At 73.6% G+C, this 14,634-nt stretch carries 15 protein-coding genes; 4 read left to right on the top strand and 11 right to left on the bottom strand.

The genetic code is table 11. From position 1 onward, the window contains the following. The first annotated feature begins 149 nt into the window (after positions 1-149). The 3 genes from ACZ6MA_RS00265 (at position 150) to ACZ6MA_RS00275 (ending at position 3,902) form a co-directional block, all read left to right on the top strand. Entirely contained in the window at positions 150-1,151 is a 1,002-nt protein-coding gene (locus ACZ6MA_RS00265) for a DEDDh family exonuclease (RefSeq protein ID WP_469429807.1), read from the top strand. Positions 1,152-1,222: 71 nt separating this feature from the next. Beyond that, the gene (locus ACZ6MA_RS00270) at positions 1,223-2,014 is read left to right on the top strand and encodes an SURF1 family cytochrome oxidase biogenesis protein (RefSeq protein WP_469429808.1); all 792 of its coding nucleotides are present in this window, start codon (positions 1,223-1,225) and stop codon (positions 2,012-2,014) included. Positions 2,015-2,099: 85 nt separating this feature from the next. Next, positions 2,100-3,902 carry a glycoside hydrolase family 15 protein gene (locus tag ACZ6MA_RS00275; protein ID WP_469429810.1) on the top strand — a complete coding sequence of 601 codons (1,803 nt, stop codon included), beginning with the start codon at positions 2,100-2,102 and terminating at the stop codon, positions 3,900-3,902. A 33-nt stretch (positions 3,903-3,935) separates the two neighbouring features. Here ACZ6MA_RS00275 and amaP read toward each other — a convergent pair whose 3' ends face one another. Genes amaP through ACZ6MA_RS00300 form a run of 5 tightly spaced genes read right to left on the bottom strand, consistent with a single transcriptional unit; the run spans position 3,936 to position 6,224 of the window. After that, positions 3,936-4,532: an alkaline shock response membrane anchor protein AmaP gene (amaP, locus tag ACZ6MA_RS00280; RefSeq protein ID WP_469429811.1), complete on the bottom strand. Its 597-nt coding sequence runs from the start codon at positions 4,530-4,532 to the stop codon at positions 3,936-3,938. 7 nt (positions 4,533-4,539) lie between these two features. Then, positions 4,540-5,181, bottom strand: a complete 642-nt coding sequence (locus tag ACZ6MA_RS00285) for a DUF6286 domain-containing protein (protein WP_469429812.1) — start codon at positions 5,179-5,181, stop codon at positions 4,540-4,542. Continuing rightward, positions 5,178-5,507, bottom strand: coding sequence for an Asp23/Gls24 family envelope stress response protein (locus tag ACZ6MA_RS00290; RefSeq protein WP_469429813.1), 330 nt, complete (start codon positions 5,505-5,507; stop codon positions 5,178-5,180). The genes ACZ6MA_RS00285 and ACZ6MA_RS00290 overlap by 4 nt, the downstream gene beginning before the upstream one ends. Positions 5,508-5,551: 44 nt before the next feature. Next, entirely contained in the window at positions 5,552-5,740 is a 189-nt protein-coding gene (locus tag ACZ6MA_RS00295) for a hypothetical protein (protein ID WP_469140303.1), read from the bottom strand. A 10-nt stretch (positions 5,741-5,750) separates the two neighbouring features. Next, positions 5,751-6,224, bottom strand: a complete 474-nt coding sequence (locus ACZ6MA_RS00300; protein WP_469429815.1) for an Asp23/Gls24 family envelope stress response protein — start codon at positions 6,222-6,224, stop codon at positions 5,751-5,753. 288 nt (positions 6,225-6,512) lie between these two features. Here ACZ6MA_RS00300 and ACZ6MA_RS00305 point away from each other — a divergent pair, with 288 nt between their 5' ends. Then, positions 6,513-7,292, top strand: a complete 780-nt coding sequence (locus ACZ6MA_RS00305) for a hypothetical protein (RefSeq protein WP_469429816.1) — start codon at positions 6,513-6,515, stop codon at positions 7,290-7,292. A 226-nt stretch (positions 7,293-7,518) separates the two neighbouring features. On the opposite strand, the gene ACZ6MA_RS00310 is transcribed toward ACZ6MA_RS00305, so the two are convergent. From ACZ6MA_RS00310 to ACZ6MA_RS00335, 6 genes are all read right to left on the bottom strand, one after another. After that, positions 7,519-8,310 carry an enoyl-CoA hydratase/isomerase family protein gene (locus ACZ6MA_RS00310; protein WP_469429817.1) on the bottom strand — a complete coding sequence of 264 codons (792 nt, stop codon included), beginning with the start codon at positions 8,308-8,310 and terminating at the stop codon, positions 7,519-7,521. A 117-nt stretch (positions 8,311-8,427) separates the two neighbouring features. Beyond that, a complete protein-coding gene (locus ACZ6MA_RS00315) occupies positions 8,428-8,649 on the bottom strand; it encodes a helix-turn-helix domain-containing protein (RefSeq protein ID WP_030366669.1) in 222 nt (73 codons plus the stop codon). Positions 8,650-8,982: 333 nt separating this feature from the next. After that, complete coding sequence (locus ACZ6MA_RS00320) at positions 8,983-10,581, bottom strand: ABC-F family ATP-binding cassette domain-containing protein (RefSeq protein WP_469429819.1); 1,599 nt, start codon at positions 10,579-10,581, stop codon at positions 8,983-8,985. A gap of 326 nt (positions 10,582-10,907) precedes the next feature. Then, the gene (locus ACZ6MA_RS00325; RefSeq protein WP_469429821.1) at positions 10,908-12,404 is read right to left on the bottom strand and encodes a hypothetical protein; all 1,497 of its coding nucleotides are present in this window, start codon (positions 12,402-12,404) and stop codon (positions 10,908-10,910) included. Positions 12,405-12,638: 234 nt separating this feature from the next. Beyond that, positions 12,639-13,784 (bottom strand): alpha/beta hydrolase family protein, encoded by a 1,146-nt coding sequence (locus ACZ6MA_RS00330; RefSeq protein ID WP_469429823.1) that lies wholly within the window; start codon positions 13,782-13,784, stop codon positions 12,639-12,641. Positions 13,785-13,854: 70 nt separating this feature from the next. After that, the gene (locus tag ACZ6MA_RS00335) at positions 13,855-14,526 is read right to left on the bottom strand and encodes a class II aldolase/adducin family protein (RefSeq protein WP_469429824.1); all 672 of its coding nucleotides are present in this window, start codon (positions 14,524-14,526) and stop codon (positions 13,855-13,857) included. Positions 14,527-14,634 lie beyond the last annotated feature (108 nt).

The raw sequence follows: 14,634 nt of genomic DNA on the forward strand, positions 1-14,634 counted from the left end.
GCGGGCGGTGTCCATCGTCCGGGTGACGGGCGTTCGGGGGGCGCCGCCCCGGGCACCCCCGACGGAGTGGAACTCGTCACATTCGCGGGGACTTGAGGGATCCGGGGCCGGGCCCGGGCTGTCAGTGGGGGCCCGTATTCTCTGTGACCATGCTCGAAGACCGCGCCGCCGCCGAACCGCCGACCCCGTGGCCGACCGCGTATCCCGACGGATACGCGGTCGTCGACGTGGAGACCACCGGGCTCGCCCGGGACGACCGGATAGTGTCGGCCGCCGTCTATCAGCTGGACGCCAGAGGCCGGGTGGAGGACCAGTGGTACACGCTGGTCAACCCCGAGCGGGACCCCGGGCCGGTGTGGATCCACGGCCTCACCACCGATGTCCTCTCCGGTGCGCCGCTCTTCCCGGAGATCGCGGACGAGCTGGCCGCGCGGCTCGACGGCCGGGTCCTCGTCGCGCACAACGCGGCCTTCGACTGGTCGATGCTCGCCCGTGAGTTCGCCCGCGCCCGGGCGACCGCACCCGTGCGCCAACGGCTGTGCACCATCGCGCTCTCCAAGGAGCTGCGGCTGCCGCTGCCCAACCACAAGCTGGAGTCGCTCGCCGCGCACTACGGGGTGGTGCAGCAGCGCGCGCACCACGCGCTGGACGACGCCCGGGTGCTCGCGGAGGCGTTCCGGCCCAGTCTGCGGCTGGCGGCGCAGGCCGGGCTGCGGCTGCCGCTGCTGGCCTGCCAGCCGCTGACGGAGTGGTCCGACGGGCCCGCGCCGGCCCGCTCGGCCACTGTCGGCCGGCAGCCGTCCTATCGGCAGTCGACCTGGCGGGCCAGCCGTAAGCGCCCGGCGTGCCCGTATCCCAACCCCGGCCGCTACAAACCGGGCGAACAGCTCATTCAGGGCATGCGCGTGGCGTTCTCCGGTGACACCTCGATCGACCGCGAGCTGCTGGAGGACCGTGCCGTCGACGCCGGGCTGCACATCGCCACCAGCGTCTCCCGCCTCACCAGCCTGCTGGTCACCAACGACCCCGACTCCCCGACGTCCAAGACCACCAAGGCCCGTTCGTTCGGCACCCCGGTGATCGACGAGGCGGCGTTCATGCAGCTGCTGCTGCACGTCACCCCGGCACCGGGGACGTCCGGCGGCTGCTGAGGCACCGCTCCGGGGCACCGCGACGGCACCCGATGGCCGGGGGGCGAACCACGCCAGGTACCGTCAAATGTGTGTATCGCTTCCTGTTGTCCCGGCAATGGGTGATCCTCACGCTCGTGGGGCTCGTCCTGATCCCGGTGATGATCAAGCTGGGCTTCTGGCAGTACCACCGCCACGAGCACCGGATCGCCCGGAACGACCAGGTCGCCCAGGCGCTCGGCGCCGACCCCGTCCCCGCCACCCGGCTCACCGCCCCCGGCCGCCCCGTGTCGCACGACGACGTCTGGCGGCGGATCACCGCGAGCGGTACGTACGACACCAAGGGCGAGGTCGTGGTCCGGCTGCGCACCGACGCCGACGGCAAGCAGGGCTATTTCGTCCTCACCCCGCTGGTGCCGGCCAACGGCCCGGCCCTCCTCGTCAATCGCGGCTGGATCCCGGCCGACGGTGATCTGACCAAGTTCCCCCGCATCCCCCCGGCGCCGAAGGGGAAGGTCACCATCGTCGGCCGGCTGCGGGCGGACGAGACCACCGGCAGCGGCATCAAGGACACCGCGGGCCTGCCGGATCGTCAGGTCATGCTGATCAACAGCCGGCAGCGGGCCGAGGCGCAGCACCGGCCGTTCCTCGGCGGCTACGCCGAACTCGTCGGGCCCGTCCCCGAGGGGCAGCCGCAGCCCGTGCCCGCCCCGGACCACAGCGAGATCGGCCCGCACATGGCCTACGCCGTCCAGTGGTGGCTTTTCTCCGCGTTCGTGCCCGTCGGCTGGATCGTGCTCGTCCGCCGGGAGCGACGCGACCGCGCCGCCGAGGCCGCCAAGACGGCGGACCGGCCGGGCGCCGGGGCCACCGCCGTGGCGTAGCCGGCCGCCGTCCCGCGCGGCAGCCGCGCCGACGGGTCGGAGCAGCCCCGGAGTAGGTCCCGCATGATCAGGGAAGACGCTTCGCGTGGCACCACTCATCGAGGACTACGCACTCATCGGCGATCTCCAGACCGCCGCCCTGGTCGGCCGGGACGGATCCATCGACTGGCTCTGCCTGCCCCGCTTCGACTCGGGCGCCTGTTTCGCCGCGCTCCTGGGTGACGAGGAGAACGGCCACTGGCGGCTGGCCCCACGGGGGGCCGGGGAGTGCACCCGGCGCTCCTACCTCAAGGACTCCCTCATCCTCGAGACCGTCTGGGAGACGGAGACCGGCACGGTCAAGGTCACCGACTTCATGCCCCAGCGCCACCGCGCCCCCGACGTCGTCCGCATCGTCGAGGGAGTCAGCGGCTCCGTCGACATGCTGGGCGTGCTGCGGCTGCGCTTCGACTACGGCAACGTCGTGCCCTGGGTCCGCCGGGCCGACGGGCACCGGGTCGCCGTCGCCGGGCCCGACTCGGCGTGGCTGCGCAGCGAACCCCCCGTGCGGACCTTCGGCAAGGGCCTCAGCACCCGCTCCGAGTTCACCGTCGACGCCGGTGACCAGGTCGCCTTCGTGCTCACCTGGCATCCCTCGCACGAGCCCCGCCCCGAACTCGTCGACCCGCACGAGTCCCTGCGGCACAGCCTGGAGGACTGGCGCGAGTGGGCCGGCCGGTGCCGCTACCAGGGCCCGTACGCGGAGGCGGTCATGCGGTCCCTGATCACCCTCAAGGCCCTCACCTACGCGCCCACCGGCGGTATCGTCGCCGCCCCCACCACCTCCCTGCCCGAGGACATCGGCGGCGTCCGCAACTGGGACTACCGCTACTGCTGGCTGCGCGACTCCACCCTCACCCTCGGCGCCCTGCTCTCGGTCGGCTACCTCGAGGAGGCCGCCGCGTGGCGCGACTGGCTGTTGCGCACGGTCGCCGGGGACCCCGCCGACCTCCAGATCATGTACGGCGTCGCGGGCGAGCGCCGACTGCCCGAGGTGGAGCTGTCCTGGCTGCCCGGGTACGAGCGGTCGGCTCCGGTACGCGTCGGCAACAGCGCCGTCAATCAGCTCCAGCTCGACGTCTACGGCGAGGTCATCGACTCCCTCTACGTCGCCCGCCGGGGCGGACTCAACGCCAAGCCGCACGCGTGGAGCGTCCTGCGGGTGTTCATGGACTTCCTGATGAAGCACTGGCGCGAGCCCGACGAGGGGATCTGGGAGGTCCGCGGCCCGCGCCGGCACTTCGTCCACTCCAAGGTGATGGCCTGGGTCGCCGCCGACCGGGCCGTGCGGATCCTGGAGTACGACCCGAAGCTCAAGGGCGACCTCGAAGGGTTCCGGCGGATGCGGGACGAGGTCCACCGCGAGGTCTGCGAGAAGGGCTACGACCCCGAGCGCGGCACCTTCACCCAGTCCTACGGATCCACCGAACTCGACGCCGCGACCCTTCTCATCCCCCGCGTGGGCTTCCTGCCGCCCGACGACCCCCGGGTCGTCGGCACGGTCGACGCGATCCAGCAGGAGCTGACCCACGGCGGGCTCGTCCGCCGCTACACCGTCGACGGCAAGGCCGTCGACGGGCTGCCCGGCAACGAGGGCACCTTCCTCGTCTGCTCCTTCTGGCTGGCCGACGCCCTGCACCTGACCGGCCGGCAGAAGGAGGCACGGCGCCTGTTCGAGCATCTGCTGACCCTGCGCAGCGATCTCGGTCTGCTCTCCGAGGAGTACGACCCCGTGGCCCGGCGGCAGCTCGGCAACTACCCGCAGGCGTTCAGCCACATCGGTCTGGTGACGACCGCGCTGCTCCTCGACGCGGAGGGGTGCGAACGGCCGGACGTGCGCACGGACTGACCCGGGCCGGGCCCGGGCCGGACCGCCCCGGGCTCAGCCGACCCGCTCGGCGCGGTGCCGGACCGCCCGGAGCCGGACCTCCGCCGGCAGCCGGGTGAGGCCCGCGGAGACCCGGGCATGGGTCAGGGCCTCGGTGTACAGCCGGTGCAGGGCGGAGGCGGGGGCGGCGTGCGGTGCCAGGGTCAGACCGACGTGCGCCTCGGGGGCGGTGCGGGTCCCGCTCAGGGCGACCCGCGCCCGGTCGACCCCGTTCAGCGACTGTGCCTCGGCGGCCAGCACGCTCTCCAGGGCGTGGCCGCGTACGAGCGCGCCCTCGCCGTCACCGCTGTCGACGAGCACCTCGCCCAGCCGGCGCCGGCGCGTCTGCGCGAGCAGCCACCACAGGGCGAGCAGTACGGCGACGGCGAGTGCGGCGATGACCGCCGGCCACCACCAGCCCGCCGAGCGCCACTTGCGGCGGTCGGCGCGGCCGAGCAGCACGTCGTGGGGCCCGTCGAAGGGCCAGGCGGACGGCAGGGTGAAGCCCCAGTGCCGCTGCAGGTCCAGCGAGCCGATCAGCACCGCGGCACCGAGTGCCAGCAGCACCACGCCCGCCAGTCCCACGAGTACTCGGTTGACGGTCCTCAGCATCGCGCGCTCACCTCTTCACCGGCCGGCTCACCCGGACCGACAGCCGCGGGTGCCGGGCGAGCCCCAATTCCTGTACGCCGTCGGCCAGGACCGTGTCGACGTCCGCCCGTACCTCCGCCACGTCCCGGAAGTGGGCCACGGCCCGCGTTTTGACTCGGCGCCGGCCCACCTCGACCCGTACGGACTGCACACCGGAGATCTCCATGACCCGGTCCCGCAGGACGAGCGCGGCCGCCCGCCGGTCGAGCCCGGCCCGTACGTCGGGGGTGTCGCGCCGCATCGGCAGCACCCCGCGCAGGCCCGGGGTGACGGCGAGGAAGATCAGCCACAGACCGATCAGCACGGCGAGCGCCGCGCCCCAGCCCACCCAGGGCTCCTCCAGGGGGCGGGTGGCCAGTTCGTCCGCCAGACGGCGGCGCCAGCTCATGGCGGGCCGGCCGGCCCGTACCGCCGCCACGTCGTAGAGGAACATCCCGGCGGCGCCCAGCACGACGATCGCGACGAGGGCGGCGGGCAGTCGGCGGGCCGACCAGAAACGGCCGGCGTGGCGGCCGTCCCCCTCGGGGGGCCGCCCGGGGTCCGCCCCGGCGGCCTCGGGCCGGTTCTTCTCCAGTGTCGGGGGGCCGTCGCCCGGCTCCGGGCCGCTCACCGGACCCGCTCCGCGTCCGCGCCCGTCGTCTGCGGGGAGTGCAGCCGCTCCACCGTGACCGCCACCTCCGGGACCTCCATGCCCACCAGCCCCCGTACCCGCTCGACGACCCGGTGGCGCACCGCGCCGCACTGGGCCCCGATGTCGGAGGGGTAACCCAGCTCCACGAAGACCCGCACCCGGGCCGTGTCGTCCCGGACGACCACCGAGGCGTGCGGGGGCGCGTGGGCGTCCGCCGCGCTCAGCGCCTCCCGTGCCGCCTGGGAGGCGATCTTCGCGACCACCCGGTCGGCGATGTGGGTCGCACCGCGCTCAGCAGCTTCCACCACGCGTCCTCACCGCACCCCTCGCCGCGTCCTCGAAACCGCCACTACCGCCGTCCCTCGCGGTCCCTCGTCCTGAAGAGATCGCCCGGTTCGAGATCCCCGTCCAGGAACCGGCCCGCCACGAACCCGATGGCTCCCAACGCCGCCACCAGCACAAAGGCTCCGAACCCGCCGAAGTATCCGGCGAACCCCAATGCCATGCCGGCGATCAGACCGACCACGGCCATGTTCATCGTGCGCTCCTTACTGGAGCCTCGGCTCCGGCTGCTCGTCGTCTTCCTCGTCCGGCAGCTTGACGTCGCTCACGGCGATGTTGACCTCGACGACCTCCAGGCCCGTCATGCGTTCCACCGCCGAGATGACGTTCTCCCGCACGGAGCGGGCCACGTCCGCGATGGCGAAGCCGTAATCCACCACGATCTCCAGATCGAGCGCGGTCTGCACCTCGCCGACCTCGGCCTTCACCCCGCGGCTGACGGACTTGGCGCCGCCGCCACCGGGCACCCGGTCCCGTACGGCGCCGAAGGTGCGGGAGATGCCGCTGCCCATCGCGTGGACGCCGACCACGTCACGGGCCGCCAGCCCGGCGATCTTCTCCACCACTCCGTCGGCGATGGTCGTCCGGCCGCGGTCGGCCGCTGCGGCCTTGGGCTCCTTGGCCGCACCGCCGGGGCCGCCCGAGCCGTCCGCCCGGTTGCGCTGTGGGGTATCGGTCATCGTCAATCGCCTCTTTCCCGGGGGAAGGAAAAACGTTCGCCGGTCCACTTGCCACCCTAGGCCGTGGTCGCCGCATCACGCGCGCGGACGGTGCGAATGGCGGCGCCCCCCGGCCACCGCGCGGCGGTGTCCTCAAACGCCGGGCGGGCTGCCGTGCCCTGTCCTGGTGGGGCCGGGGCCGCTGCGGCGAAGAGGTGAACGTGCGGCCCGGGCCCGCCATTCGGGTGGGTCATCGGGCCCCGGGCCCGCCCGTACGGCAGGCTGGTCCCGCTGACGACGACTTCAGGGGTGACGGTGGCCGCGGACCGGTTGACACAGGCGGTACGGCAGCAGCTCGGGCTCGGCAGGCTGCTGCCGCTCGGTGGCGCGGCGGACGGCGCCTGGATCACGGAGCACACGGCGGTGGGCGTCCTGCGGCGGGCGGCCTCGGCCGCGCTGCCGGGGGTGCGGCTCGGTACGGTCCGGCTCGCGCTCGCCGACCCCGCCACGGCGGTGCCCCCGGCGGTCCCGGCGCCGCCGAGCGCCCTGCCGGTGGGGCCGCTGCGGCTGACGGCGGACTTCGCGGCCACACCGGACGAGCCGCTGCCGGCCGTGGCCGGCCGGCTGCGCACCCTCTTGTGGTCGGCGTCGTCCCAGGCGCTCGGGCTGGACCTCGACGCGGTGGATCTCCGGGCGACGGCGCTGCTCGACGGCCCGGCCGGTGCGGAGACCCCGCCGGAGGCGGAGACGGGGCCGGAGACGGGTGAGAACGCCTTGCCCGCGAAGGCCGACGGCTCCGGCGCCCAGGCGGTGGCGGCCCGGGTGGCCCTGGCCGTGCCGGGCGTGGCCCGGCTCGCACCGGTACTCGGCGGCCCGGAACACGCGGTACGGCTCCGGGACCGCACGGAGGAGGCACCGGGCCGTCACGCCCAGGTGCAGATCGCGGTGACGGAGGGCCGGTGCGCCCTGGACGTCGCCGCGGCGGTCCGCGCGGCCGTCACCACGGCGACGGCCGACGATGCCCCGGGCCCGGTCACGGTCGCCGTCGTGGTGACGGCCGTCGACCCGGCGGACAGCCCGGCCGACTGACCGACGCGGCGGCCCGACACTTCGGACGGGCTGGAATGGTGGGGCCCAGCCGCGTCAAACCCTGGGGTCCTCCCAGCGGTAGCCGGGGAGGTGAGGGACGGCCCGCAGGGCGCCCCGCCGCCGCGAGCGACACGACGGCCAGATGCTCCGCACGGGCTGGAATGGCTGAGCCCAGCCACATCGAGATGAGGACGCGCCCGCAGGGCGCCCCACCGCCGGTCCCGGTCTACTCGCCCAGCCCCGCGAGGTCGCGCAGTCGGCGGGCCTGGGACGCCCGCTCCGCCGTGCGCTGCTCGTCGTAGGTGCGGCCGGCGGCGTCCCGCAGGAGTGCCTTGGTCTCGACGACCGCGTCACGCGGTGCCGCGAGGAGGGCCGCGGCCAGGTCCTGGGCCGCGGCGTCGAGGTCGGCGGCCGGGACGACGAGGTTGGCCAGGCCCGTGCGCTCGGCCTCTTCGGCGTGCACGAAGCGGCCCGTGGCACAGATCTCCAGGGCGCGGGCGTAGCCGACCAGCGACAGCAGCGGGTGCGTGCCGGTGAGGTCGGGCACCAGGCCCAGGCTGGTCTCGCGCATGGCGAACTGCGCGTCGTCCGCGCAGATCCGCAGGTCGCAGGCGAGGGCGAGCTGGAAGCCCGCACCGATGGCGTGGCCCTGCACGGCCGCGATGGAGACGATGTCGTTCCGCCGCCACCAGGTGAACGCCTCCTGGTAGGTGGCGATCTCGGCGTCCAGCGCCTCGTCCGAGCCGCGGGCCAGGTCGAGGAACGACGGCTCACCGTCGAAGCCCTCGGGCGTGAAGGCCTGCCGGTCGAGGCCCGCGGAGAAGGATTTGCCCTCACCGCGAAGCACCACGACCCGCACGCTGCCCGGCAGCAGCCGTCCCGCCTCGGCCAGTGCCCGCCACAGCGCGGGCGACTGGGCGTTGCGCTTGGCGGGATTGGCGAGCGTGACGGTGGCAACCGCGTCATCGACGGTGAGCTGTACGCCGTCTTGGTCGAGCAGAGTCTTGGGGGCAGTCATGGGGGCCTCCGAACCAGCCGCAGTCACATTTAAGTTGACTGCACAGTAACCACCCGGTCGACTGCTCGACCGACCGGGTGGCACTGCCCACAACGACGGTGCCCCATGGTGCGTGGCTCAGGCCGAGGCGGCCTTCTTGCCGCGCGTCGCTCCGCCGCGACCCCGCAGGATCACGCCGGACTCACTGAGCATCCGGTGCACGAACCCGTAGGAGCGACCGGTCTCTTCGGCCAGCGCCCTGATACTCGCACCGGAGTCGTACTTCTTCTTCAGGTCTGCCGCGAGCTTTTCGCGCGCGGCGCCGGTTACCCGGCTGCCCTTCTTCAGAGTCTCGGCCACCCGTGCCTCCTCATGGGAGATGCGCTCTTGTCTCTCATGATCACCCCTAGGCGGCGTCCTGGCCACCCATTCGGCAAGGTCGATGCCAGGAGGTTTGCGCGATTTCCGGCTCCGGCGGGCCTCGGAACAGCCAATTCCGAACATGTGCGCCCGTACGACCGTACGGGTGGTGCGAAGAACAGGCAGGTCAGAAGGGGCTTCATCACCACCGGCGCGAACGGCGCCCGACACCCGGCGCAGCGCGTGCGCCGGAGTGCCGGGCGCCGTGGTGGTACGAGCCCTACTCACTCAGATGAAGGATCACGTGTCGGCCGAATGATCCATACCAGTGGATCAGGCCAGCGCGACCAGGTCGCGGTAGTCCGGACCCCACAGGTCCTCGACGCCGTCCGGCAGGAGGATGATCCGCTCGGGCTCCAGGGCCTCGACGGCGCCCTCGTCGTGGGTGACGAGGATGACCGCGCCCTTGTAGGTGCGCAGGGCGCCGAGGATCTCCTCGCGGCTGGCGGGGTCGAGGTTGTTGGTCGGCTCGTCGAGGAGCAGCACGTTGGCGGACGAGACGACGAGGGTCGCCAGCGCGAGCCGGGTCTTCTCACCGCCGGAGAGCACCCCGGCCGGCTTGTCGACGTCGTCGCCGGAGAAGAGGAACGAACCGAGCGTCTTGCGGACCTCGACGAGATCCAGGTCGGGCGCGGAGGAACGCATGTTCTCCAGGACGGTGCGCTCCGGGTCGAGCGTCTCGTGCTCCTGGGCGTAGTAGCCCATCTTCAGGCCGTGGCCCTCGATGACCTGCCCGGTGTCGGGCTTCTCGGCGCGGGCCAGCAGCCGCAGCAGCGTGGTCTTGCCGGCGCCGTTGAGGCCGAGGATGACGACGCGGGAGCCCTTGTCGATGGCCAGGTCGACGTCGGTGAAGATCTCCAGGGAGCCGTAGGACTTGGAGAGGCCCTCGGCCATCAGCGGGGTCTTGCCGCAGGGCGCGGGCTCCGGGAAGCGCAGCTTGGCGACCTTGTCGGAGACCCGCACCGCCTCCAGGCCGGACAGCAGCCGCTCGGCGCGCTTGGCCATGTTCTGCGCGGCGACGGTCTTGGTGGCCTTGGCGCGCATCTTGTCGGCCTGCGAATTGAGGGCCGCGGCCTTCTTCTCGGCGTTCTGGCGCTCGCGCTTGCGGCGCTTCTCGTCGGCCTCGCGCTGCTGCTGGTAGAGCTTCCAGCCCATGTTGTAGACGTCGATCTGCGAGCGGTTCGCGTCCAGGTAGAAGACCTTGTTGACGACGGTCTCGACGAGGTCGACGTCGTGCGAGATGACGATGAAGCCACCGCGGTAGGTCTTGAGGTAGTCGCGCAGCCAGACGATGGAGTCGGCGTCGAGGTGGTTGGTCGGCTCGTCGAGGAGCAGGGTGTCGGCGTCCGAGAAGAGGATCCGGGCCAGCTCGACGCGGCGGCGCTGACCACCGGAGAGGGTGTGCAGCGGCTGGCCGAGCACCCGGTCGGGCAGCCCGAGCGCGGCAGCGATGGTCGCGGCCTCCGCCTCGGCGGCGTATCCGCCCTTGGTCAGGAACTCCGTCTCCAGGCGCTCGTACTTCTTCATCGCCTTCTCACGGGTGGCGCCCTTGCCGTTCGCCATCCGCTCCTCGTTCTCCCGCATCTTGCGCAGGACCGAGTCCAGCTCACGCGCCGAGAGGATGCGGTCGCGGGCCAGGACGTCGAGGTCACCGGTGCGCGGGTCCTGCGGGAGGTAGCCGACCTCGCCGGAGCGGGTGATGGTGCCGGCGGCGGGGATGCCCTCACCCGCGAGGCACTTGGTGAGGGTGGTCTTGCCGGCGCCGTTGCGGCCGACGAGGCCGATGCGGTCGCCCTTGGCGATACGGAAGGAGGCGGACTCGATGAGGATGCGTGCGCCGGCGCGCAGCTCGATGCCGGAGGCGGTGATCACGGGGGACTACTCCAGGGCAGATGGGACGGCGGTGGGGACGGGCTGGGTCGCTATGACGCCGTCTAATGCACGAGGAGGAAAGCCATACGACCAGTCTAGCGGTGTCGCGCAAGCCGATTTTCTCCGCCGACCGGGCTGCGTACCGCCGCACCCCCACGGGCCGTCTTGCCGCCTGCGGCGGCTTGGCGCCCTGCGGGCGCGTCCTCAATCGCCGGACGGGCTTGATGTGGCTGGGCTTAGCCAGAACCAGCCCGTTCGGCGATTGAGGACATAGCACAGCAGCCCGTCCGGCGCAGTGCGGGCCCCGCATAAGGCGCCGGACCGGCCTACGCCCCGCCCCGGTGGACCTGGAACGCGGCCCGGCGGACCGCCTTGGCGAGGGCGGGGTCCGGGTGGGCCGCGGCGAGGGCGACCAGCACCTGGACGGTGCGGGGGTGGCCGACGGCGCGGATCTCCTCCAGCAGGCCCGGCACGGTGCCCTGCACGGCCGAGTCCAGATGACGGACGAGCAGCCGGCTCTCGCCGTGGTCGGCGACGGCGGCGGCGGTGTCCACCCACAGCCAGGTCGCCTCCTCCCGGGTGAGGACCTCGGCGGCCGCCTCCTCCGGGTCGTGCCCCTCGTGCTCCGCGAGCCACAGCAGGGCGTACGGGCGGACACACGGCTCCAGGGCCGCCGCCCGCACCGCGGGCTCGGCGGGCGAGCCCACCGCGCGCAGCGCCTCGAAGGCGAGCCCGCGGACCAGCGCGTCGTCCCCGCGGGCCGCCTCCAGCAGCTCGTGGACGGCGCTGCGCACGGGCCGGGCGGCGAGCCAGGCCCGGTATTCGGTACGGGCGGGGCCGGGGGTGAGGTCGGCGCAGCCGCGCAGCATGGCCTCGGCGGACAGCTCGATGTTGCCGGCGGGGCTCTGGGCGGCGACGCAGATCCGTTCGAGCTTGACCCAGACCGCCCAGTTTCCGAGGGGGGTCAGGAGGGCCTCGCGGGTGTCGCCGACGACGGCACCGGCTCCTGGTCCGGCCGGTGTGTCGGGTCCGTCCCGCATGACCAGCGCGCCGACCGAGGCGAGCCCTTCGAGGGCCCAGTCGAGCAGCCCGGCCAGCGGGTCCGCCGCCCCCGGTGCGGGCGGGACCGACGGGACTGCCGGGACCGACGGGACTGCCGGGACTGCCGGGACGGCCGGGGCGGCGGCGTTGCCGTAGGGGACCTCGCAGCGCTCGGCGCGGATCTCGGCGACGCGCTGCTGGAGGATGTCGAGGAGCATCGCCACGGGGACCGGGCCCGCCGAGAGGTGCATGACGGACAGCAGCTGCGGCGCGGCCTCGACGACCTCGGCGGCGATGGTCGGGTCCGTGCCGGCGGGTTCGGGGTGGGCGAGGGACCAGGCGTCGAAGAGCGCGACCCAGCCGCGCAGCACGGCGCTGTCGTCGCGGTCCCAGGCCTGGAGCCGCCAGCCGGGGCGGGCGGTGTCGCCGTGGAGTTCGACGAGCCCGGCGAGGCGGGCCCGGTCCCAGTCGGCCCGCACCTGCCGGGCGGTGAGCCGTAGGGCGTCGGCGGCCCGTCGGGCCGTGTCGTCGCAGAGTCCGCCGGCCTCGCCGGGGCGCAGCGAGGTGCCGCGGCCGCATTCGGTGGCCACCCAGCGGGCCAGCCGGACGGCGCCGGTGAGGCCGCCTCTGGCCTGCCGGGCGAGTTCCGTCGCCGCGGGTGTGCCCGCGGGCGGGCGGGGCGCCGGTCGGGAGCCGCGATTCGCCACGGCCCGGCGGGCAGCGGCGATCGGCTGTCGGGGGACCAGTCTGAGCCGGGAGTCGCGCGGAGTACGGGACGTCACAGGAGCAGTCTTGCCGTTGACGCTCCGAAAACCCAATCGGGATCAACTATCCGGCCGTTCAGCGACGGTAACCGGCGGTACGGAATCCTTTCGTCCGGTCACGGCGGCCCCTCGGGGCGCTCGCGTACTCCCGGTTCACCTCCGGTTTCGGCCGGTTTTCGACCCCCTCTTTCGGCCTGTTCCCGGCCTGTTCCCGACCTGTTCCCCGCCTTGCCGGGCCGCGCGTCACGGGCCTCACATCAGCGGGGTCAGGAAGCGCCGCAGCGCTTCCTCGTAGCGTGCGGGGTCCGCGTTCCATATCGCGGCGTGCGGGGCGTGCGCGACGGTATACGGGTGGATCAGCTCCGGCCGGCGCGCGAGGAGCTTTCGGGAGTGCTCCCAGGGCGCCAGCGGGTCTCCGGGACCGTGTGCGAGCAGGGCCGGAACGGTCAGCCGGGCGGGGTCGGCGGCGGTCATGAGCCCGTCGGGAGCCAGGCCGGTGCGGCCCTCGGCGGCGCGTACGGCGAGCGGGAGCAGCGCGGCCGGGACCCGGCGGTCGGCGGCGCAGGAACGCACCAGCAGGGGCCAGTCGAGGACGGGCGAGTCCATGACGAGCCCCACGACGCGGTGGCACAGCGCGGAGTCCATGGCGGCCAGCAGGGCCATGGTGGCGCCGGTGGACCAGCCGTGCAGGACGACGCGGCGCGCGCCGTAGCGCAGGGCGTAGCGGATGGCCGCGTCGAGATCGCGCCATTCCGCGGCGCCGAATCGGCTGATTCCGTCCGTCGGCCGGGGGGCGCCGGGGTCGCCCCGGTAGGCGATGTCCAGGACGGGGAGCCGCAGGCTCCGCAGGAACGGCATGACGACCATGGGGTGTTCCCGGGTGGTGCCGATGCCGTGCACGGTGATCACCCAGGTGTCGCGGGCACCGGGCACGAACCAGGCGGGCAGCGGTCCCAGCTCGCCGGGCACCTCGACGTCGGCGTGGTCGAGGCCGAGGGCGTCCCGCGGATTGCCCGAGTAGACCTGCGGCGTGAGCCACACCCGGGCCCCCGGCAGCAGCATGCCGTGCGTGACGCGCTCCAGGCGGCGTACGACGCAGTCGGCGGGGTGCCCCTCGCCGGCGGCGCCCCCGACGACGGGGCCGACCACCGCGTGCAGCCCCGGCGCGATCAGCCCGTACGTCCCCGGGCGCTCGCTGGCGAGGCCGCGGGTGAGGGTGACCGTGCCGTCGCCGGTGGCGTGCACCGTGAGGCGTGGTTCGCCGGGCGGCGGACGGCCCGGCGCGGGCTTGAGGGCGGCGTCGCCCGCGTACCGTCCGGCCGCCAGGAGGGCCGCTCCGGCACCGAGTACGGTCGTGGCGGCCGTGACGAGAGGGGCCGCCGCTGTACGCGGGCGCATCCCCTCCAGTGTGGGCGGCCCCGGCGTCCGCGGCCAGTGGGCGGGCCCGGTCCCGGACGCCGGGGCCGGCTCAGCGCTGTCCGTAGCCGCGGAGTTTGCCGGCGACCTCGGCCACCTGGGCTTCGCTCAGGAGCGTCGGGGTACGGCCGGGGACGGCGGCGGCGGTCAGCCAGAGGCGGCACATCCATTCCAGCTGGGCGGTGCGGTCGTACGCCTGGTCGAGGGTGGTGCCGTAGGTGACGGTGCCGTGGTTGCGCAGCAGCGCGCCCGTGCGCCCGGCGAGGGCGTCCAGCAGATGGCCGGCCAGTTCCTCGGTGCCGTAGAGGGCGTAGGGGGCCACGCGGACCGGCCCGCCCAGGTCCGCCGCCATGTAATGCACCAGCGGTAGGGCATCCACGAGGGTGGAGACGGCGGTGGCGTGGACGGCGTGCGTATGCACGATCGCGCCGGCGTCCGTGGCGCGGTAGACGGCCAGGTGCATGGGCAGTTCGCTGGTAGGGGTCAGCCCGCCGAGGACGCGGCGGCCGTCGAGGTCGACGCCGACGGCGTCCTCGGGGCCGAGCCGGTCGTAGGGAACGCCCGAGGGAGTGACAAGGACGACATCGCCGACCCGGGCGGAGACATTGCCGGAGGTGCCCACGACCAGGCCCTCCGAGGTGGTGCGACGGGCCGTGGCGACCACGTCCGCCCATGTCCGCCTGATCTCCTCGGGTCCGGCTATCCGCTCTCCGGTCGCTGTCATCGTCGTCCGCCTCCGGTTCTCGTCACTGCTCGGTCCGGCCCAGTTCACCTTCCGTTCACCCGGGGTCCCTACGGTCGCCGCGTACTGACCATCGAGCTGATTGCCTGG

The organism is Streptomyces sp. NPDC042259, from assembly GCF_055582085.1.

Coding starts and splice junctions, on each gene's coding strand:
- ACZ6MA_RS00265 (WP_469429807.1), top strand. CDS start 150: ATGCTCGAAGACCGCGCCGCCGCCGAACCGCCGACCCCGTGGCCGACC.
- amaP (WP_469429811.1), bottom strand. CDS start 4,532: ATGCTGAGGACCGTCAACCGAGTACTCGTGGGACTGGCGGGCGTGGTG.
- ACZ6MA_RS00295 (WP_469140303.1), bottom strand. CDS start 5,740: ATGAACATGGCCGTGGTCGGTCTGATCGCCGGCATGGCATTGGGGTTC.
- ACZ6MA_RS00300 (WP_469429815.1), bottom strand. CDS start 6,224: ATGACCGATACCCCACAGCGCAACCGGGCGGACGGCTCGGGCGGCCCC.
- ACZ6MA_RS00310 (WP_469429817.1), bottom strand. CDS start 8,310: ATGACTGCCCCCAAGACTCTGCTCGACCAAGACGGCGTACAGCTCACC.
- ACZ6MA_RS00330 (WP_469429823.1), bottom strand. CDS start 13,784: ATGCGCCCGCGTACAGCGGCGGCCCCTCTCGTCACGGCCGCCACGACC.
- ACZ6MA_RS00335 (WP_469429824.1), bottom strand. CDS start 14,526: ATGACAGCGACCGGAGAGCGGATAGCCGGACCCGAGGAGATCAGGCGG.